This window comes from Zoogloea sp. GDB6, assembly GCF_056724105.1.
The window spans coordinates 1,351,562-1,369,951 of sequence record NZ_CM161497.1 but is presented as its reverse complement, the minus strand read 5'-3'; the positions used below and the strand labels follow the sequence as shown (position 1 = coordinate 1,369,951).

General features: G+C 64.3%; 19 protein-coding genes. 10 read left to right on the top strand and 9 right to left on the bottom strand.

Annotated elements, in window-relative coordinates; genetic code table 11:
- Window positions 1-47 precede the first annotated feature (47 nt).
- The gene (rlmD, locus tag AC1PQG_RS06285; protein WP_481121761.1) at window positions 48-1,346 is read right to left on the bottom strand and encodes a 23S rRNA (uracil(1939)-C(5))-methyltransferase RlmD; all 1,299 of its coding nucleotides are present in this window, start codon (window positions 1,344-1,346) and stop codon (window positions 48-50) included.
- Window positions 1,347-1,424: 78 nt separating this feature from the next.
- Here rlmD and AC1PQG_RS06280 point away from each other — a divergent pair, with 78 nt between their 5' ends.
- Window positions 1,425-2,555: a ribosomal protein uL16 3-hydroxylase gene (locus AC1PQG_RS06280; RefSeq protein WP_481121760.1), complete on the top strand. Its 1,131-nt coding sequence runs from the start codon at window positions 1,425-1,427 to the stop codon at window positions 2,553-2,555.
- A gap of 173 nt (window positions 2,556-2,728) precedes the next feature.
- On the top strand, window positions 2,729-2,983 hold the full coding sequence (locus AC1PQG_RS06275; protein WP_481121759.1) for a hypothetical protein: 255 nt from the start codon (window positions 2,729-2,731) through the stop codon (window positions 2,981-2,983).
- 161 nt (window positions 2,984-3,144) lie between these two features.
- Here AC1PQG_RS06275 and bamC read toward each other — a convergent pair whose 3' ends face one another.
- The 3 genes from bamC to AC1PQG_RS06260 all read right to left on the bottom strand — a co-directional run bounded on the left by bamC (window position 3,145) and on the right by AC1PQG_RS06260 (window position 6,330).
- Window positions 3,145-4,326, bottom strand: a complete 1,182-nt coding sequence (gene bamC / locus AC1PQG_RS06270; RefSeq protein WP_481121758.1) for an outer membrane protein assembly factor BamC — start codon at window positions 4,324-4,326, stop codon at window positions 3,145-3,147.
- Window positions 4,327-4,355: 29 nt separating this feature from the next.
- Window positions 4,356-5,234 carry a 4-hydroxy-tetrahydrodipicolinate synthase gene (gene dapA, locus AC1PQG_RS06265; protein ID WP_481121757.1) on the bottom strand — a complete coding sequence of 293 codons (879 nt, stop codon included), beginning with the start codon at window positions 5,232-5,234 and terminating at the stop codon, window positions 4,356-4,358.
- Between the two features lie 169 nt (window positions 5,235-5,403).
- Window positions 5,404-6,330, bottom strand: a complete 927-nt coding sequence (locus tag AC1PQG_RS06260; RefSeq protein WP_481121756.1) for a histone deacetylase family protein — start codon at window positions 6,328-6,330, stop codon at window positions 5,404-5,406.
- A 177-nt stretch (window positions 6,331-6,507) separates the two neighbouring features.
- Here AC1PQG_RS06260 and AC1PQG_RS06255 point away from each other — a divergent pair, with 177 nt between their 5' ends.
- From AC1PQG_RS06255 to mltB, 4 genes are read left to right on the top strand one after another with little or no spacing between them, the layout of a single operon-like run.
- Window positions 6,508-7,428 carry an AAA family ATPase gene (locus AC1PQG_RS06255; RefSeq protein WP_481121755.1) on the top strand — a complete coding sequence of 307 codons (921 nt, stop codon included), beginning with the start codon at window positions 6,508-6,510 and terminating at the stop codon, window positions 7,426-7,428.
- A complete protein-coding gene (locus AC1PQG_RS06250) occupies window positions 7,425-8,402 on the top strand; it encodes a DUF58 domain-containing protein (protein WP_481121754.1) in 978 nt (325 codons plus the stop codon). The genes AC1PQG_RS06255 and AC1PQG_RS06250 overlap by 4 nt, the downstream gene beginning before the upstream one ends.
- Entirely contained in the window at window positions 8,395-10,338 is a 1,944-nt protein-coding gene (locus AC1PQG_RS06245; protein ID WP_481121753.1) for a transglutaminase TgpA family protein, read from the top strand. Before AC1PQG_RS06250 ends, AC1PQG_RS06245 begins: the two co-directional genes overlap by 8 nt.
- Window positions 10,335-11,363, top strand: a complete 1,029-nt coding sequence (gene mltB, locus AC1PQG_RS06240) for a lytic murein transglycosylase B (RefSeq protein WP_481121752.1) — start codon at window positions 10,335-10,337, stop codon at window positions 11,361-11,363. Before AC1PQG_RS06245 ends, mltB begins: the two co-directional genes overlap by 4 nt.
- A 49-nt stretch (window positions 11,364-11,412) precedes the next feature.
- On the opposite strand, the gene arsC is transcribed toward mltB, so the two are convergent.
- The 5 genes from arsC to surE form a co-directional block, all read right to left on the bottom strand.
- The gene (gene arsC, locus AC1PQG_RS06235) at window positions 11,413-11,763 is read right to left on the bottom strand and encodes an arsenate reductase (glutaredoxin) (RefSeq protein WP_481121751.1); all 351 of its coding nucleotides are present in this window, start codon (window positions 11,761-11,763) and stop codon (window positions 11,413-11,415) included.
- A gap of 75 nt (window positions 11,764-11,838) precedes the next feature.
- Window positions 11,839-12,774 carry an RNA polymerase sigma factor RpoS gene (gene rpoS / locus AC1PQG_RS06230; protein WP_481121750.1) on the bottom strand — a complete coding sequence of 312 codons (936 nt, stop codon included), beginning with the start codon at window positions 12,772-12,774 and terminating at the stop codon, window positions 11,839-11,841.
- Between the two features lie 157 nt (window positions 12,775-12,931).
- Window positions 12,932-13,951 carry a peptidoglycan DD-metalloendopeptidase family protein gene (locus AC1PQG_RS06225; protein ID WP_481121749.1) on the bottom strand — a complete coding sequence of 340 codons (1,020 nt, stop codon included), beginning with the start codon at window positions 13,949-13,951 and terminating at the stop codon, window positions 12,932-12,934.
- A gap of 14 nt (window positions 13,952-13,965) precedes the next feature.
- Complete coding sequence (locus AC1PQG_RS06220; RefSeq protein WP_481121748.1) at window positions 13,966-14,625, bottom strand: protein-L-isoaspartate(D-aspartate) O-methyltransferase; 660 nt, start codon at window positions 14,623-14,625, stop codon at window positions 13,966-13,968.
- Entirely contained in the window at window positions 14,622-15,365 is a 744-nt protein-coding gene (surE, locus tag AC1PQG_RS06215) for a 5'/3'-nucleotidase SurE (protein WP_481121747.1), read from the bottom strand. The genes AC1PQG_RS06220 and surE overlap by 4 nt, the downstream gene beginning before the upstream one ends.
- 273 nt (window positions 15,366-15,638) lie before the next feature.
- Here surE and AC1PQG_RS06210 point away from each other — a divergent pair, with 273 nt between their 5' ends.
- The 4 genes from AC1PQG_RS06210 (at window position 15,639) to msrP (ending at window position 18,376) form a co-directional block, all read left to right on the top strand.
- Window positions 15,639-16,016: a COG4315 family predicted lipoprotein gene (locus AC1PQG_RS06210; RefSeq protein WP_481121746.1), complete on the top strand. Its 378-nt coding sequence runs from the start codon at window positions 15,639-15,641 to the stop codon at window positions 16,014-16,016.
- A gap of 15 nt (window positions 16,017-16,031) precedes the next feature.
- Window positions 16,032-16,529, top strand: a complete 498-nt coding sequence (locus AC1PQG_RS06205; RefSeq protein ID WP_481121745.1) for an RNA polymerase sigma factor — start codon at window positions 16,032-16,034, stop codon at window positions 16,527-16,529.
- Window positions 16,526-17,296 (top strand): anti-sigma factor family protein, encoded by a 771-nt coding sequence (locus AC1PQG_RS06200; protein ID WP_481121744.1) that lies wholly within the window; start codon window positions 16,526-16,528, stop codon window positions 17,294-17,296. Before AC1PQG_RS06205 ends, AC1PQG_RS06200 begins: the two co-directional genes overlap by 4 nt.
- A gap of 150 nt (window positions 17,297-17,446) precedes the next feature.
- Window positions 17,447-18,376, top strand: coding sequence for a protein-methionine-sulfoxide reductase catalytic subunit MsrP (msrP, locus tag AC1PQG_RS06195; protein ID WP_481121743.1), 930 nt, complete (start codon window positions 17,447-17,449; stop codon window positions 18,374-18,376).
- Window positions 18,377-18,390: the final 14 nt, after the last annotated feature.

Sequence of the window (18,390 nt, the reverse complement as noted above, 5' to 3'; positions counted from 1 at the left end):
ACCCCCGGCTCGCCGGGGGTTTTTGTTTGCAGCCTCGTCCTGAACGCTCAGTCCCGCTCGAACAACGCGATGGATTCCACGTGGGAAGTCTGCGGGAACATGTTGGCGATGCCCGCGCCCTTCAGCCGGTAACCCTTCTCCTTGGTCAGCACGGCCGTATCGCGGGCCAGCGTGGCCGGGTTGCAAGATACATAGACGATGCGCTTCGGCGCTTGTTCGCCGAGCGCCTTGACCACCGCGATGGCGCCTTCCCGCGGCGGGTCGATGAGCATCTTGTCCAGATGACCAAGGGCCGCCAGGCTGTCTTCGGTGGCCTCGAAGAGATTGGCGGCGTAGAACTCGCAGCGCGCCGCCAGGCCATTCGCGGCGGCGTTCTCGCCAGCTCGGCGGACCAGCGTCTCGCTGCCTTCCACACCAATCACATGGGCGCCCAGCGCAGCGATCGGCAGACTGAAGTTGCCGAGTCCGCAGAACAGGTCGGCAATACGCTCGCCGGGCTGCGGATCGAGCAGTTGCATCGAACGCCGCATCAGCACGCGGTTGATCCACATATTGACCTGGGTGAAATCGGTCGGCCGGAAAGCCATCGACACACCGAACTCCGGCAGCGTGTAGGCCAGACCGGGGGCTTCGGCGGGATGCAGGCGGTGGGCGGAATCGGGTCCGCTGGGCTGCAACCACACCTGCACCTGCTCAGCCTCGGCAAAAGCCTTCAGGCGTGCCGTGTCGGCCTTGCTGAGCGGCACGATGTGGCGGAACACCAGCACCGTGATCCCTTCGCCGACGGCGATCTCGATCTGCGGCAGCCGGTCGGGCACGGACAGGCCCGCCACCAGCTCGCGCAGGCGCGGCACCATGTCCGACACATGCGGCGGCAGGATCGCACAGCTCTCCATCGGCGCCACATAGCTGCTGCGCCGCTCGTGGAAGCCGATCAGTACGCCGCCCTTGCTGGGCACATCGCGTACGGTGAGACGGGCGCGATAACGGTAGCCCCAATCCGGTCCAACGATGGGCGGATACAGCACATCGGGCTTGGCGCGACCGATGTGCCACAGGGCGTTCTCCAGCACGCGTTGCTTGGCTGCCACCTGGGCACCCGGCTCCAGGTGCTGCATGCTGCAGCCGCCACAGACGCCGAAATGCGGGCAGAGCGGTTCGACACGCTGAGAGCTGGATTTCAGGATACGGTCCGCATCCGCCAGTTCGTAGTTAGGCTTGACCTTGTGGGATGTGAACGTCACCCGCTCGCCAGGCAGGGCACCTTCGATGAAGATCGTCTTTCCATCGAGATGGGTGACGCCGCGCCCCTCATGGTCGAGGGATTCGATGACCGCTTCGCGCATGGCCGGGAGTCCAGAAATGAAGGGCGCCATTTTAGCGGCGGGACCGGTCTTTGCAAGGCGAACGGCTATAATCGCGCGATGATGAATACACTTCTGGGCGGCCTGACGGCGGAGGAATTCCTCGCCGAATACTGGCAAAAAAAACCACTGCTGATCCGCCAGGCAGTTCCCGGCTTCACCGGCGTCGCAACCAAGGACGAACTCTTCGAACTGGCCCGCGACCCTGACGTGGAATCCCGCTACGTCACCCACGACAACAAATCCTGGGAAGTCATCCGCGGCCCGCAGAAGGCCTCCGACCTGCGCCGCAAGAAGCACCCGTGGACGGTGCTGGTGCAGGGCCTCAACCTGTTCTGCCCGGATGGCGACGACCTGCTGCACCGTTTCGACTTCATCCCCCAGGCACGCCTGGACGACCTGATGGTCAGCTACGCGATCGATGGTGGCGGCGTCGGCCCGCACTTCGACAACTACGACGTGTTCCTGCTGCAGGGCATCGGCCAGCGCCGCTGGCTGATCAGCAACCAGGACGACCGCAGCCTCGTCGAGGATGCGCCGCTGAAGATCCTGCAGAACTTCCAGCCCGTGCACGACTGGGTGCTGGAGTCCGGCGACATGCTCTACCTGCCGCCCCACTGGGCCCACAACGGCATCGCCATCGGCGAATGCACGACCTATTCGATCGGCTTCCGCTCGCCGACGTCCCAGGAACTCGCCCAGCAGTTCATGGGCCACCTGCAGGAAACGATCCAGATCGACGGCATCTACGCCGACCCGGACCTGAAACTCCAGGCCCATTCGGCTGAAATCGGCGATGCGATGATCGACCGGGTGGTCGACACCCTCAAGCGCATCACCTGGACCCGCGAGGACGTACGTGACTTCCTCGGCGCCTATCTCACCGAGCCGAAGCCCCACGTCTTCTTCGACTGCCCGGACGAACCGCTGGAGCATGAGGAATTCACCGCTGCCTGCCTGGCCGATGGCTACCGGCTCGATGCACGCAGCCTGCTGCTGTTCTCCGACGGCCGCTTCTTCCTGAACGGCGAGCCGGTTCCCGTCGAAGAGGAAGACCTCCCGGTCCTGCAGAATCTGGCGGATCAACGTCGGCTCGATTCGGTCGTCGGCCTGTCCGAGGAAGGCCTGGCTCTGCTGTATGATTGGTACTGCTGCGGCTTTGCACATCCATCAAAATCGCTGATGGAATAAGGCGCAAGTTTGATCAAAGCGCTTGACAAGCGCTTGTCTCTGTTGCGGCAACGCAACAATGTCTTTATTCAAGCACTTCGTCCGTGATAGCATTCGAACCAGATCGGGTCCCCCACCTGATTGCTCCTAAATTTAGGTTGTTGTACTTCATTTATCGATAAGGGAAATCAACAATGAAACAATCTCTCCTGGTTGCTGCTCTCGTTGCACTCGCTGTTTCCGCTTGCGGCAAGAAGGAAGAGCCGAAGCCCGTTGAAGCTCCGGCCCCCGCTCCCGCTGCTGCTCCCGCTCCGGAAGCCAAGCCCGCTGAAGCCGCTCCCGCCGCTGCTCCGGCTGCTGACGCTGCCAAGCCCGCTGACGCTGCTGCTCCGGCTGCTGACGCTGCCAAGCCGGCTGACGCCGCTGCTGCTCCCGCCGAGAAGAAGTAATCAGGTTTTCTCCGGTAGCAAGAAAAGCCAACCTGCGGGTTGGCTTTTTTGTTGCTGTTTTCCGGTCGTGTTCTGCGCAGGTATTCCGCAATCGCAGAGGCTAGGCCAAAAAAATGCCGGGGCATGCCCGGCATTTTTGTAACAGCAAGCAACAAGCAACCTTACTTGAGCTGGTCGAACAACAGACCCAGGATCTTGCGAGCGGAATCGGACGTGTCCGTACCGCCTTCGCGGGTCAGCACCTGCACCGATGAACCGCCGTCGCTGTTCTTCACGTAAATGCGGTACTGGTTGCCAGTCTGGATCGACTGTTTGGAATCGCTGCTGCGCCAGAAGGCCAGCTTGGACAGCAGCCCTTCGTCGCCCTTCTTCTTGACGTCGACTTCCGGATCCACATAGCGCACGTAGTAAATGCCCTGGGAGCGATCCCGGTCTTCCACAGTGAAGCCGACGCGGTCGAGAGCCAACCCCACACGCCGCCACGCACGGTCGAAGCCTTCCTGTACCTGCAGCACGGAAGCACCACCTGACGCGCTCTGCAGCTTGGCCTTGTCGGCTACCGGCGCCGCGGCGATCTGCGCCTTGGCACGCGTCTCGTCGGCACCGAGACGGATCATCAGACGTTGCAGGAACTCCGCTTCCAGTTCGGGATCTGCCGGACGCGGCTGCCAGATCGTGCGGTCCTTGGCTTCGTTCGGGTAGATCTCCACCATGCCGCGATGGCTGATGTAGATCTCGACCGAGCCGGACTCGTTCCCGGTTTCAAAGCGGGTACGGAACTTGTCGCGCTCGGGGGTCGAGTACAGGCCATCGATCACCTTGCCGAGCGTACGGCGAATGATGTCGCTGTCGATCTTGGCGCGATTCTCGGCCCAGTCGGTCTCCATCACTCCGATCTCGGGGCGATCAACGTTCAACAGAAAACCGTTTTCCTGCCAGAACTCACGGACTTGCGGCCACAGCTTCTCCGCCGTACCCGGCACGACCAGCCAGCGCTGACTGCCGGAGCGTTCGATGCGCATCTTGTCGATGGACTGGGGAGCAACGACGTTCGCGGCGGGCTTGACAGCCGTGGCGCCACCTCCGGCCTGTTGCCCGCTACGCTCCGCGTTGTAGGCGGAGAACGTGGCGGAACCCTTGGGGTTCAGATCCGGGACAGCATAGCGATCATCCGCGGCAGGCGTGGTGAGATCGGGCGGAACCTCCAGCGAAGGCAGCGTGGCGGCAGTTGCCGCACTCTTGTAATCGATTTTCTTCGATTCCAGCAAGGAACCGGAGCAACCGGCCAATGCAATCGTCGCTACGACGATTGCCGAACCGGAAGCCAGCTTTCGGCTTTGCATGCGTAACCCTCGGGATGGGAAATACAAACTCAAACTTCGATGCCGGCCTGACGCATGGCGTCACGCACGCGCTCGTGACAGCCCTCGGACAAACGCGTCAGTGGCAAGCGGATGCCGGACCCGATGAGACCCATCTGTTCGACAGCCCACTTGACCGGGATGGGGTTGGCTTCGCAGAACAGGTGGCGGTGCAGACCGACCAGCTTGGCGTTGATCTCGCGGGCCTTCACGCCATCACCGGCGGAAGCGGCGACGCACAGCTCATGCATCAGGCGCGGCGCCACGTTGGCGGTAACGGAGATGGTGCCATGACCACCCAGCAGGATGAAGGCCAGTGCGGTCATGTCGTCGCCGGTATACAGCGCGAAATCCTTGGGGGCACGGGCGATCAGGTCGCAGGCGCGGTCGATGTTGCCGGTCGCGTCCTTGATGCCGATGATGTTGGGGATTTCGGCCAGACGCAGCGCGGTGTCATTGGACATGTCCGCCACCGTGCGCCCCGGCACATTGTAGAGAATCATCGGCAGCGGGCTCGCCTCGGCGATGGCACGGAAGTGCTGGTAGAGGCCTTCCTGCGTCGGGCGATTGTAGTAAGGCACGACCGACAGGCTGGCGATCGCACCGGCTTCACGCGCGAATTCGCTCAGCTCGATGGCTTCTCGGGTGGAATTCGCGCCCGTGCCGGCGATGATGGGAATACGTCCAGCGGCATGCTCGACGGCAACGCGGATCAGTTCGCAGTGCTCCTCGACGTCCACCGTGGGCGATTCGCCGGTGGTGCCGACGACGACGATGCCATCGGTGCCTTCCTTGACGTGGAAGTCGATGAGGCTGCGAAAACGGGAAATATCCAGGCTGCCATCTTCGAGCATCGGGGTAACGATGGCGACAATCGAACCGGTAATCATGAGCTAGTGCTGGAGAGGGAAAGTTGGGTATTGTACCCAATCACTTCGAGAAGCATAGACGGGTGCAAACAGCCGTTACCAAAAGGCACCCACAACCGTGACGAAGTCACGCCAGCCATGAAACAAAAAACCCGCCGAAGCGGGTTTCGGGAGAGCGACAGCGACCGGCTTACAGATCTGCCAGGCTCTTGACGTGGGCAACCACGCTGCGGGCCAGCGACGACAGGGAGTAGCCCCCTTCGAGCAGGGACACGATGCGGCGCCCGGCGCATTCGGCGGCCACGGTCTTGAGTTGTTCGGTGGCCCACACATAGTCGGCCTCGACCAGGCCCATGGAGCCCATGTCGTCCTCGTAATGCGCATCAAAGCCCGCCGAGATGAAGATCATCTCGGGTGCGTGGTTGCGCAAAGCCGGCATCCAGATGTTGGTAACTACTTCACGGAATACATCCCCCCGACTGCCCGCCTTCATCGGCACATTGACCATGTTCGGGGCCGGATTGTCAGCGCCGCTGTAAGGGTAGAACGGGTGCTGGAAGATGCTGACCATCAGCACCCGGGGGTCGTCCTTGAAAATGTCCTCCGTCCCGTTGCCGTGGTGCACATCGAAGTCCACGATCGCAACCCGCTTCAGGCCGTGCTCCTCGAGCGCATGCCTGGCAGCCACCGCAACGTTGTTGAAGAAGCAGAAGCCCATCGCTTTGCCGGCCTCGGCATGGTGACCGGGCGGGCGGATTGCACAGAAGGCGTTCTCTGCTTGGCCGGACAACACCAGATCGGTGGCGTAAATACCTGCACCCGCAGACCTCAACGCAGCCTTCATGGTATTGGGGCACAAGGCGGTATCCGGATCCAGGTGACGGATGCCGTGCTCGGGCACGCTGGCGAGCAATTCCTCGACGTGCTCGCGGGGATGCGCGCGGGAAAGCTGCTCTATCGTGGCCTGCGGCGCATCGTGGAAGGCCAGGTACATGTCGAGCCCCGCTGCGATCAGACGGTCGTTGATCGCACCGAGACGCTCCGGGGATTCCGGGTGATGCTCACCCATGTTATGCAACCAGCAATCCCGGTGCGTAATGAATGCGGTACTCGTCATAAACTCTCCCCTGCCTCTCACAGTGTTTTGTTATACGTCGCGAATGCTGGCACTCTCCGGCGCACGCCTTGTCCGGCGCGAACTCCACGACCTTGCGTCGGTCTGTGGAGCACGGCGCCGAGAGCGCTGTTGTGGAATCATTATCCCCTTAACTCCAGCCTGAAAAAAGCCCGCCCCATGCCGCATCAGATTGCCAATCGACTTGCCGAAGCCACATGCAGGATCATTCTTGGCAAGGAACATGCCGTCCGTCTCGCCCTTGCCTGCGTGTTGGCCCGCGGCCATCTGCTGATCGAGGACATCCCGGGCGTCGGCAAGACGACCTTGGCCCACGTCCTCGCCCGCGTGCTAGGCCTGCAGTTCCAGCGCATCCAGTTCACCAGCGACATGCTGCCTGCCGACATCGTCGGCGTGTCGATCTTCGACCAGCGGGAAGGCGCCTTCCGCTTCCATCCGGGCCCGGTGTTCTCCCAACTGGTGCTGGCCGACGAGATCAACCGCGCAACGCCCAAGGCCCAGAGCGCCCTGCTCGAAGCCATGGAGGAACGCCAGATCAGTGCTGAAGGCCGCACCTGGCCGCTGCCCGAGCCCTTCTTCGTCATCGCCACGCAGAATCCGGCCGAACAGATCGGTACCTTTCCGTTGCCGGAAAGCCAGCTCGATCGCTTCCTGATGCGCATCTCCATGGGCTATCCGGATCCCGTCGCGGAACGCGCGCTGCTTGCCGGGGAGGATCGCCGGGAGATGCTGGCGCGCCTGCAACCCGAACTCCAGGCCGACGAACTGGCCGGCCTGTTTGCCGCCGTACGCCAGGTTCACGCCGCCCCCCGTCTGCTCGATTACGTGCAGGCGCTCCTTGCCCACAGCCGCCAGGGCCCGGGCTTTGCCATCGGATTGTCGCCCCGGGCCGGCCTGGCCATGCTGGCGGCCGCCCGGGCGTGGGCCCTGCTGGCCGGACGTGATCATGTACAGCCCGAAGATGTGCAGGCCGTCCTGCCAGCTGTTGCCGGCCACCGCCTGCGCGCAGCCGACGACGCTCCGCTGCTGCCCGACCAACTGGCACGTCGCCTGATCGAAGCGGTGCCGCTGCCCGGATGAAGCTCGCCCCCCTGCACACGGCCTTCGAGCGCTGGCTGTTCCGCGTCAGCGCCCCGGAGGCACCGCCTATCCTGCTGGGCCAACGGCGCATCTTCGTGCTGCCCACGCGCTTTGGGCTCACTCTCGGCGCCACCCTCGCAGTGATGCTGTTGACGTCGATCAACTATTCCCTGAGCCTGGGCTATGCCCTGACTTTTCTGGTCGGCGGCGTCGCCTGGATGAGCATCCACCACGCCTTCCGCAACCTGGTCGATCTGAGCATTGCCCCTGGCCGCGTCGAACCGGTTTTCTGCGGCGCCCCTGCGCACTTCGGCGTCCTGCTGAACAACCCGACAACACGCCCCCGCATAGGACTGCAACTGCGACCGACACGCATCACGCCTGCCACGACGCCAGAACGCTTCGACCTGCCCGCGGCCGGCCAGGCCCTGCAGCACGTCGCTATAGCCACTACGCGTCGCGGGTGGCTTCAGCTCCCCCGCCTGACCCTGGAGACCCAGCATCCACTCGGTCTGATCCGCGCCTGGAGCCTACTCCAGCCCGATCTGCGCGGACTGGTCTATCCGATGCCCGACGCCCATGCCCCCGGCCTTCCCTACGGCCTGGACGACCTCCCCGGCGACAGCCCCCGCAGCCACGGACAGGACGACTTCGCCGGTCTGCGCCATCACCAGCCGGCCGACTCACCACGTCACGTGGCCTGGAAAGCCGTGGCCCGGGGCGGCCCATGGCGTACCAAGACTTTCGATGGCGGCGGGCGCAGCACGATCTGGCTCGACTGGCAGGCCCTGCCCGCCGGCCTGGACACCGAGGCCCGCCTGTCCCGCCTGGCCCGCTGGGTCATCGACGCCGAGCAGGCCGGCCTCGAATATGGTCTGCGGATTCCCGGCACGATGCTTCGTCCAGCCCACGGCGCCCCCCACAAGCACGCCTGCCTCGTCGCTCTGGCGCTATTCGGCCCTGACCATGACTGAAACCGGCCTGCGCCCCGACCAAGCCGGCTGGCTGATCGCCAGCGCGGCCATCAGTCTGGCACCCCACGTCGAGCACCTTCCCCCTGCCTTGGCGGCCATTTGCGCCCTGCTGCTGGCATGGCGCGGCGCCATCGCTGCCGGCAAGGGCCGCTTGCCACACCGTTTCGTCTTGCTGAGTCTCGGCACCTTAGTGGTGGGCCTGGTCTTGCTGGAGTACCGACATCTGTTTGGCAAGGATCCCGGCATTACCTTCCTCGCGGGACTGCTGAGCCTCAAGCTACTCGAAACCGACAGCCGTCGTGACGGACGGGTTGTTCTGCTGCTGTGTTTCTTCATGCAGACCGGCCAGTTCCTTTACCAACAGGGCATGCTCATCGCGGCCCTCGCCCTGCTCGGCACGACGACGGCCATCGGTAGCCTGTTGGCACTGGAGGGGCCGCCCCTCGCGCCAAAGGTGCGCCTCGCCTCCGCCGCGCGGCTGGCACTGCAAGGCGTTCCGCTGATGCTGGTGTTGTTTGTCCTGTTTCCCCGCGTACAAGGCCCCCTATGGGGATTGCCGGCGGATGCCTACAACCGGGTCAGCGGACTGTCGGACAACATGACACCGGGTGACGTGGCGCGCTTGAGCGAATCCAGTGAAATTGCCTTCAGAGCGGCCTTCACCGGTGAACTGCCGCCGCCCTCGGAACGCTACTGGCGCGGCCCCGTTCTCAACCTCTTCGACGGCCACAGTTGGCGCGCGGGCCGAAACGACATGGCCTCACGCCCGAGCTATGCCGCCCAGGGCGTCGCCTACCCATACACACTGACGCTGGAAGCCCACAATCAGCGCTGGCTGCTAGCCCTTGATTTCCCGGGCGACGCCCCCGGCCTACGCTATGGCACCGACTTCCAGCTGATGTCGGCCGAACCGGTGCGCAGCCGGATCCGGCTCTCGCTGGTGTCCTATCCCCATACTCCGGTTGGTCTCAACGCCACGCCTCGCGAACTGCGCGAAGCCTTGGCACTGCCCGCCGGCAGCAATCCACGTACCCAGGCGCTCGGCGTCCGCATCAGACAGGAAGCCCGCGATGCCGGAGATATCCTCCAGCGAGTCATCGCCGATTTCCGTCGGCGCAGCCTGAGCTACACCCTCGACCCACAACCGCTTGGCCGTGACGACGCGGACAACTTCCTGTTCGACACGAAAGAGGGCTTCTGCGAACACTTTGCCTCCGCCTTCGTCATCACCATGCGCGCGGCAGGCGTCCCGGCGCGGGTCGTCACCGGCTACCAGGGCGGCGAACTCAACCCGGTGGACGGTACGCTGGTGATCCGCCAATCCGACGCCCACGCCTGGGCCGAAGTCTGGCTGGCGGGACAGGGCTGGAAACGTATCGACCCGACCGCGGCCAGCGCCCCTCGCCGCATCGACGGCGGCCTTGCCGCGGCCCTGCCGGACGACGGCCACCTGCCGCTGCTGGCGCGCAGTGATCTCGCCTGGCTGCGGACATTGCGCAACCAGCTGGATGCCCTGGACAACCGCTGGAATCAATGGGTTCTCGGGTACAATCCGGCCCGCCAGAAAGCGCTGCTCTCCGGAATGGGCATAGCCGATGCCGACTGGCAGACGATCACTGCCCTGATGGCTGGTGCCTGCGCTGTCGCCATGGCTCTGCTGACCGCATGGGCGCTACGGCGCCGCACAGCGGCAGACGCCCTGGACCGCAACTGGTTGACGTTCTGCAAACGCCTTTCCTCCGCGGGTCTCCCGCGGGCGGCTTGGGAAAGCCCGCAAGACTATGCCCAAAGGATCTCCACACTACGGCCGGATCTTGCCGACACCGTGAATCGCATCGCCACCGAATACGCCCGTCTGCGTTATGGCCCCGCCGGCATCGCCCCCGCAGCCCTCCAACGCCTGAAGCACGCCATCAAGCATTTCCACCCTCGATGAAAACAGCCCTCCTCCGTCGGCACCTGACGCTCTCCCTTCTGGCCGGCCTCCTCGCGTCGGTAACCGCCCACGCCGCCGATCGTTACGCCGACCGCCCCGAAACCCAGCAATTCATCGCCGAGATGCAGCAACGCCATGGTTTCGACAAGGACGCGCTGACCTACATCTTCCGCCGCGCCCAGTATCTACCGTCGGTGATCAAGGCCATCTCGCCGCCAAAGGATCCTGGCGTACGTTCCTGGCAGCGCTACCGGGGCCGTTTCATCGAGCCGGTACGCATCAAGGCTGGCGTGGCTTTCTGGGATCGTTACCAGGACACCATCAAGGCGGCGAGCGAGAAGTACGGCGTGCCGGAAGAGATCATCGTCGGCATCATTGGCGTGGAAACCATCTACGGCCGCAACACCGGCAACTACCAGGCGGTGTCGGCCCTGTCCACGCTGGCCTTCGACTATCCTCGGCGCGCCGAGCTGTTCCGCAGCGAACTGGAAAACCTGCTGCTGATGGCGCGCGAACAGCACCGCGACCCGCTCGACTACCAGGGCTCCTACGCCGGCGCGCTGGGCCTGCCCCAGTTCCTGCCAAGCAGCGTGCGCAACTACGCGGTGGATTTCGACGGCGACGGCCAGATCGACCTGCTCAACAGCCCCAAGGATGCCATCGGCAGCGTTGCCCGCTACATGCAGATGCACGGCTGGGAGAGCGGCGCCCCAATCGCCCTTCGCGCCAGCGTGACGCAGGGCGCTGACCTCGCTGAACTGATCGCCAACGACGTGGATCCAGCCTTCGATCCGGCCACGCTGGCCAGCCATGGTGTGAAGGCCAGCAGCGGCGAAATGCCTACCAACAAGGCCGCCTTCGTCGAGCTCGTCACTCCCGGCGAAAGCAGCGAATACTGGCTCGGCTACCAGAACTTCTACGTAATCACCCGCTACAACCGCAGCAGCTTCTACGCGATGTCGGTGTTCCAACTCGGCGAGGCGGTGAAGGCCGCCCGCGAGACCACTCTCGCGAACAAGCGCTGACGCCTGAAGCTGGAGCCGGGGGCGAATGAACTCACCCCCGGCTCTTGCATTAGAACAATTCCAGCACCTTTTCCGGCGGCCGGCCGACCACGGCCCACTCACCGCACACGACGATCGGCCGCTCGATGAGGATGGGATGCGCCACCAGCGCGTCCAGCCACTCGTCCTCGCTGAGCGCGCGTCCCTTGTAGTCGGACTTGTAGATGTCCTCGCCGGTACGCACGATGCTTTCGGCCGGCACACCCAGCTTCCTGACCAGTTCAGCCAGCTCGGCCCGGCTCGGCGGGGTCTTGAGGTATTCGACGATTTCCAGTGCAACGCCCTTTTCCTGCAGCAAGGTGCAGGCGGAGCGGCTCTTGGAACAGCGGGCATTGTGATAGACGCGAACGGTTTCGCTCATGGGTTTCAATCCTGACGGGAGATGAGTTGGCGGAACGCCGCGGCGGTTGGCCGGCATTCCGCCCACCGCCCCGGACTAGAGAAGCACATCCTTCGAGACGCCACGCCGCTTGATGATGCGGCGCAACTGGCCAAGCGCTTCGAGCTGGATCTGGCGCACCCGCTCGCGGGTCAGCTCTAGGCTATCGGCCAGCTCCTCCAGCGTCTGCACCTCGCACTCGTCGATACCGTAACGGTGGCGGATCACCATGCGCTGCTTTTCGCTGAGCTGGCCGATCCACTCGCGCACGAGGGTCTCCACTTCGAGATCCTGGATCTGTACATCCGGCGTCTCGGCATCGTCGTCTGCCAGGGATTCGCCGATGGACAGGGTTGGATCGATATCCAGCGGCGCATCCAGCGAGGCCGTGTGCTCGTTGAGGGCCAGGATCGCCCGCACATCCTCCACCGGCCGCCCCAGCTGGCGGGCCACGTCCTCGATGGTGGTGTCGCCGTTGCTGGCCGCTTCGAGCTGGCGCTGGCAGCGCAGCACCTGGTTGAGCTCCTTAACCACATGCACCGGCAGGCGGATCGTGCGCGACTGGTTCATGATCGCCCGCTCGATGTTCTGGCGGATCCACCACGTCGCATAAGTGGAGAAGCGGAAGCCCCGCTCGGGATCGAACTTCTCGAGCGCGTGGATGAGGCCGAGATTGCCCTCCTCCACCAGATCGAGCAGCGGGATGCCGCGGTTGAGGTAGTGCTTGGCGATATTGACGACCAGACGCAGGTTACGCTCGATCATCGTCTGCCGGGCCACGAAATCCCCCTGCCGGACCCGGCGGGACAGCGACAGCTCCTCATCCGCGGTCAACAGCGGATTGGCACCGATTTCGTTGAGATACAGCTGGGTGACATCACCCAGGAATTCTGTGTCGGGGGACTGCGCCGGGACTTCGAGAAAGGCCTCGACCTCCGGGGGCAGGTCCTGCTCGGGACTTTCGAGTTCCTCAGGAACGGCCGGATCGTACATGGAGCCCTCTCTGAACCGTGGGGAGACACTCTGGGAGACAACAGTTCATGCAGCGCCTCCTGCCAGTACTCACCCAAAGTTCAGCAAGGGTGATGCCCGGCGACTATAGTCTTTCATATCAGCGCACCGTTCGACCCTGCCCAGCCCCTTGCGGTACTCAGCGCGAGGGCAGGAACTTGCCTGGATCGACTGGCTTGCCCTGCTTCCGGATCTCGAAGTGCAGCTTCGGGCGATCACTATCGGTGTCGCCCAGTTCGGCAATCTTCTGTCCCTTGCTCACCGCCTGCCCTTCCTTGACCAGCAGGTTCTGGTTGTGGGCGTATGCGCTCAGGAAGTTATTGTCATGCTTAACGATAACGAGTTTGCCGTAACCGCGCAAACCCGTACCCGCATAAACGACGCGGCCACTGGCTGCCGCAAGGACGGGGTCACCGGTCTTGCCGGCCAGATCGACGCCCTTGCTCGAGGTTTCGTTGAAGCCGGCGATGACCTTGCCAGCAGCCGGCCAGGCCCAGTCTATCTTGCCATCATCGCCGCTTGCAGCGGACGTCGGCTTGGCTGGCTCGGGCTTTTTCTCTTCCTTGGGCTCGGGCTTGGTTTCCGCCTTGACCGCCGCCTCCGGCTTTGCACTTTCAGGCTTGGCAACATCCGGCCGCGGTTCGACCTTGGCCACGACGATCGGCGCCTCCTGCTTCTGGGCCTGTGCCCAAGCCTGCTCGGAATACGCGACCTTGCCGCCCTTCGGCTCCCGGCGGACGCCGTCACTGCCCACCGCAGCCGCGGAAGCTGCAGCACCGTTGGTGGCAACCGGACGCACGTCGACACCAGACGAGGTCACTGGACGCGTCACGGCACCGGACTCGGGCGGACGCACACGGAGTTCCTGCCCGACCTCAATCAGATTGGGGTTCTCAAGCCCGCTCCAGGCGGCGATGTCCCGGTAGTTCTGCCCGTTATCGAGTGCAATACGGATCAGCGTATCGCCCGGCTTGACGATGTAGTACCCCGGCCGTGCCACCTTGGGTTGCGGCGGCGGCACCGGGGTTTCAGTCTTTTCCGGCACGGAGCCCGCAGGACGCGTCGTGCGCTCCGCAACCGGTGCAGGCGATTTGGTGGCGCACCCGGCCAGCAGCAGGGTGATCAGGAGACTACTGGTACAAACGCGGGACAACATCATTGGTTATGCATAAATCATTCTGTGCCGGGCAGCAGGGGTACGAAGCGCACCGCGCTGAGGCGTGTTTCTCGGATGCCGCGAGCCGTTCGCTCGATCAGCACCAGCACCTGCTCCCCTGAACCGACCGGAAGAATCAGCCGGCCGCCTTCAGCCAGTTGCTCAACCAGTGCCGGCGGCACCTTCGGCGCCGCCGCAGCGACGATGATTGTGTCGTAGGGCGCGGCCTCCTTCAGCCCCACACTACCATCGGCATGTTTCAGGCGCAGGTTGGGACGACGCAGGTAACGCAGGTTGTTACGGGCACGGTCGAGCAAGGGGCGCAGTCGCTCCACCGAATAGACTTCCGTGGCCAACTGCGACAGCACGGCAGCCTGGTAGCCACACCCGGTTCCGACCTCCAGGGTCTTGCCGAGTTCGCGGCCAGCCATCAACAATTCGATCATGCGCGCGACAACGAAGGGCTGAGAGATGGTCTGCTGCAGGCCAAGAGGCAGTGCCGTGTCTTCATAGGCCCGCGAAGCCAGCGCCTCCTCGACGAAGAGATGGCGCGGCACGGCCATCATGGCGGCCAGCACGCGCTCGTCGCGTACCCCCTGTTCCTTGATCCGCTCGACCATCCGGGTCCGCGCCCGCAAAGTGGTCTGCAACGCGGCGCGCAGCACTTCGCTGCTCATTTGCCCAGCCAGCCGCGTACGGTTGAAATCTGCCCCTGATGGGTCAGATCGATCTGCAATGGCGTAATGGACACATAGCCATTGGCCACTGCATGGAAATCGGTGCCATCTCCGGCATCCTGAGCCGCGCCAACCGCGCCGACCCAATACACGGTCTCGTTGCGCGGCGTCACCGACTTGACGGTGGGCTCGGCCTTGTGGCGCTTGCCCAGGCGTGTGACCTGAATGCCCTTGATCTGGTCGTAAGGCAAATCGGGAACGTTCACGTTGAGCAACGCAGGGATACCGATCGGCTCCTGCTGGAAACGCTCCACCAGCTCACGAGCCACCCTCGCTGCACCGGAGAAATCCGAAGCGCCCTTGGCGACCAGGGAAATGGCGATGGACGGAACACCCAGCAGGAACCCCTCGGTGGCAGCGGCAACGGTACCGGAATAGATCGTGTCGTCGCCCATGTTGGCGCCGTGGTTGATCCCCGACACGACCATGTCCGGCAACTCGTCCAGCATGCCGGTGACGGCAAGATGCACGCAGTCGGTAGGCGTACCATTGACGTAATGGAAACCGCTGGCCGCCTTGCGCAGGGACAAGGGGCGATCGAGGGTCAGGGAGTTGCTGGCGCCGCTGCGATCCCGCTCCGGAGCAACCACGGTGACCTTCCCGACTTCAGACAGGGCTGCCGCAAGGGCATGCAGGCCAGGAGCGAAATAACCGTCGTCGTTGCTCAACAGGATGCGCATTGGAATCCGGGATCAGGCTTTCAAAACAGGTGGAAGAAGGCTCGCAGAACGCTGTCGCGAGGACTGTCGCCCTCGCCGGCCGCTACATGCAAGAACCTTGGACAGGCGGCGAGTTTAGCAGAGTCGGCTCGGCCGCTGCTAGGCGCAAACCATGCGGCGGCGCACCGCGGCGCCCATGCCGGGGAAAGGCGAATTTGTTTTTGCGGTCCTGGAATAAACGACCCACGCGTACTGTTTAAACGCTACCCAGCCACACAACACGGAGACACGGCCATGAACAAACTGCTACTCGCCACCAGCCTTTCCATCACCCTCGGCGCCTGTGCCAGCATGCACGACACCTCGCCGGCCCAGAGCCGCTACGGCATGCTCACCGACGCCCAGGGCATGACCCTCTACGTCTTCGACAAGGACGCCGCCGGCAGCGGCAAGAGCGTCTGCAACGGCCCCTGCGCCACCAACTGGCCGCCGCTGCTGGCCAGTGAAAAGGACCAGGCCCGCGGCGACTGGAGCGTCGTCGGCCGTGACGACGGACGCCGCCAGTGGGCCTACAAGGGCCGGCCGCTCTATACCTGGAGCAAGGACCAGAAGCCCGGCGACACCAGCGGAGACGGCTTCCTCAACAACCAGTGGCACATCGCCCGCCCGTAAGCAGCTCCACGCCCGATGTCCGCCGAGCACGCCATCCTCGCCGAGATCCCGCGCCTGCGCCGCTACGCACGGGCGCTGACCGGCAACGAGGCGGACGCCGACGATCTGCTGCAGGACACCCTGGAGCGGGCCCTCGGCAAATGGCTGCTGTGGCGGCCGGGCAATCTGCGGGCCTGGCTGCTGACCATGATGCACCACGTCTTTCTGAACCAGCTGCGCAAGCGGCCCGCCCTCGTCACCCTGGACGACGACACCCCTGCCATTCCGGTACGCCCCCAACAACAGGATGAACTGGAGGTGCGTGACCTGGATCGCGCCCTGAGCCGCCTGCCCCCCGAGCAGCGGGAGATTCTGCTGCTGGTCGGGTTGGAGGAACTCAGCTATGCCGACACTGCCCGCGTCCTGGGCATTCCACAGGGAACCGTCATGTCGCGCCTGTCCCGCGCCCGCGAGCGGCTGCGCGCCATCCTGGCCGGCGAGGACCGGCCAGTGCATCTGAAGGTTGTGAAATGAACAAGGAGCACGTCAGCAAGGACCAACTACACGCCTACGTGGACGGGCAATTATCCGCCACGGATTCGATGCGGGTCGCCGCCCACCTCGCAACAGCCCCGGATGACCAGGCCAGCGTCGAAACCTGGCGCGGCCAGAAGGCCCTGCTGCATGCGGCCTACGATCGCCAGCTCGACGCCGCGATCCCCCACACCATCACCGCCCGCCTGAAAACACAGCGCCACAAGCCCTTCCGTCAGGCGGCCATCGCAGCGGCTTGGCTCGTCGTGGGCATCGGGGTCGGCATCATGGCCGACCGCCAACTCGCCCTCAACGCTGCCCCACCCGCCCTGACCAGCCTGCCGCAACGGGCAGCCGTCGCCCACGCGGTGTTCACGCCTGAAGTGCGCCACCCAGTGGAAGTCGGTGCCGACCAGGAGGCGCACCTGACCGCCTGGCTGTCGAAGCGCCTGGGTCATGCACTGCGCGCTCCCAAACTGGCGGCCGAAGGCTTCCACCTGGTTGGCGGACGCCTGATCACCGCCGACAACGGCCCCGGTGCACTGCTGATGTATGAGGACAGCGGCGGCCAACGCCTCACGCTGTACGTGTGCGCCGACAATCAGGACAGCAGCGCCACCGCTTTCCGCTTCGCCCACCAGGACGGCGTCTCCACGTTCTACTGGATAGACGGTCGCCAGGCCTACGCCCTCTCCGGCAAGCTCCCGCGCGACGCGTTGCTGCCGATCGCCAGCACGGTCTACCGGCAACTCAACGGTGACGGCTAGGTCGAAGGGCTGGCCGGCACCCGATGGGTGATTGATGCCGTGCCCACCGGCGCCCGGCGCGGATGAAGATCACCTCCGCGTGCGGCACTGTAATTTTTGCGTTCCTGCTCCGTCTACATCATCACGAATAATCACAATGGACACGCTGCCATGCTGATCCGCCGCCCCATCGACATCCTGCCCTCCGAAATCACCTCATCCGAGCTGTACCATGACCGGCGCCGCTTCCTGACCCAGTCCACCGCCCTCGCCTTGGCGGCAGCCCTGCCCGCCAGCCTGGCCCGCGCCGCCGGCCAGAGCCTCGGCCCGCTGACCAAGAGCCCCTACAGCATCGGTGAGACGCCGACCCCCTACAAGGCCGTCACCACCTACAACAACTTCTACGAACTCGGCACCGACAAGGCCGACCCGGCCGAGAACACCCGCCGCCTCAAGCCCGCACCGTGGACGCTGCGCGTCGAGGGGCTGGTGAACAAGCCACGCACCTTCGGTATCGACGAACTGCTCAAGCTCGCCCCGCTGGAGGAGCGTATCTACCGAATGCGCTGCGTGGAGGGCTGGTCGATGGTCATCCCCTGGGTAGGCTTTCCGCTGGCCAGCCTGCTCAAGCTGGTGGAGCCCCAGGGCAGCGCCAAGTACGTGGAGTTCGTATCCCATTACGACAAAAGCACCATGACCCACGGGGTGCTCGACTGGCCCTACAACGAAGGCCTGCGCATCGACGAGGCCCGCCATCCGCTGACCTTGCTGGCAGTCGGGTTGTACGGCGAGGTTCTGCCGGTCCAGAATGGCGCGCCGATCCGACTGGTGGTGCCGTGGAAGTACGGCTTCAAGGGTGCCAAGTCCCTGGTGACGCTGCGCCTCACCGAGAAACAGCCGGTCACCGCCTGGATGAAGGCCGGACCGAGCGAGTACGGCTTCTACTCCAACGTGAATCCGGAGGTGGACCACCCGCGCTGGAGCCAGGCCACTGAGCGACGCATCGGCGAGTTCTCCAAGCGCAAGACGCTGATGTTCAACGGCTACGCCGACCAGGTCGCCTCAATGTACACCGGCATGGACCTGCGCCGCTTTTTCTGAACACTACAAGAAAC

What these genes read in the sequence shown, in the direction of transcription:
- AC1PQG_RS06210 (WP_481121746.1), top strand. Translation starts at nt 15,639, where the DNA reads ATGAACAAACTGCTACTCGCCACCAGCCTTTCCATCACCCTCGGCGCC.
- AC1PQG_RS06200 (WP_481121744.1), top strand. Translation starts at nt 16,526, where the DNA reads ATGAACAAGGAGCACGTCAGCAAGGACCAACTACACGCCTACGTGGAC.
- rpoS (WP_481121750.1), bottom strand. Translation starts at nt 12,774, where the DNA reads ATGTACGATCCGGCCGTTCCTGAGGAACTCGAAAGTCCCGAGCAGGAC.
- arsC (WP_481121751.1), bottom strand. Translation starts at nt 11,763, where the DNA reads ATGAGCGAAACCGTTCGCGTCTATCACAATGCCCGCTGTTCCAAGAGC.
- AC1PQG_RS06250 (WP_481121754.1), top strand. Translation starts at nt 7,425, where the DNA reads ATGAAGCTCGCCCCCCTGCACACGGCCTTCGAGCGCTGGCTGTTCCGC.
- AC1PQG_RS06220 (WP_481121748.1), bottom strand. Translation starts at nt 14,625, where the DNA reads ATGAGCAGCGAAGTGCTGCGCGCCGCGTTGCAGACCACTTTGCGGGCG.
- bamC (WP_481121758.1), bottom strand. Translation starts at nt 4,326, where the DNA reads ATGCAAAGCCGAAAGCTGGCTTCCGGTTCGGCAATCGTCGTAGCGACG.
- AC1PQG_RS06275 (WP_481121759.1), top strand. Translation starts at nt 2,729, where the DNA reads ATGAAACAATCTCTCCTGGTTGCTGCTCTCGTTGCACTCGCTGTTTCC.
- AC1PQG_RS06255 (WP_481121755.1), top strand. Translation starts at nt 6,508, where the DNA reads ATGCCGCATCAGATTGCCAATCGACTTGCCGAAGCCACATGCAGGATC.
- surE (WP_481121747.1), bottom strand. Translation starts at nt 15,365, where the DNA reads ATGCGCATCCTGTTGAGCAACGACGACGGTTATTTCGCTCCTGGCCTG.
- AC1PQG_RS06205 (WP_481121745.1), top strand. Translation starts at nt 16,032, where the DNA reads ATGTCCGCCGAGCACGCCATCCTCGCCGAGATCCCGCGCCTGCGCCGC.
- AC1PQG_RS06280 (WP_481121760.1), top strand. Translation starts at nt 1,425, where the DNA reads ATGATGAATACACTTCTGGGCGGCCTGACGGCGGAGGAATTCCTCGCC.
- rlmD (WP_481121761.1), bottom strand. Translation starts at nt 1,346, where the DNA reads ATGCGCGAAGCGGTCATCGAATCCCTCGACCATGAGGGGCGCGGCGTC.
- AC1PQG_RS06245 (WP_481121753.1), top strand. Translation starts at nt 8,395, where the DNA reads ATGACTGAAACCGGCCTGCGCCCCGACCAAGCCGGCTGGCTGATCGCC.
- msrP (WP_481121743.1), top strand. Translation starts at nt 17,447, where the DNA reads ATGCTGATCCGCCGCCCCATCGACATCCTGCCCTCCGAAATCACCTCA.
- mltB (WP_481121752.1), top strand. Translation starts at nt 10,335, where the DNA reads ATGAAAACAGCCCTCCTCCGTCGGCACCTGACGCTCTCCCTTCTGGCC.
- AC1PQG_RS06260 (WP_481121756.1), bottom strand. Translation starts at nt 6,330, where the DNA reads ATGACGAGTACCGCATTCATTACGCACCGGGATTGCTGGTTGCATAAC.
- AC1PQG_RS06225 (WP_481121749.1), bottom strand. Translation starts at nt 13,951, where the DNA reads ATGATGTTGTCCCGCGTTTGTACCAGTAGTCTCCTGATCACCCTGCTG.
- dapA (WP_481121757.1), bottom strand. Translation starts at nt 5,234, where the DNA reads ATGATTACCGGTTCGATTGTCGCCATCGTTACCCCGATGCTCGAAGAT.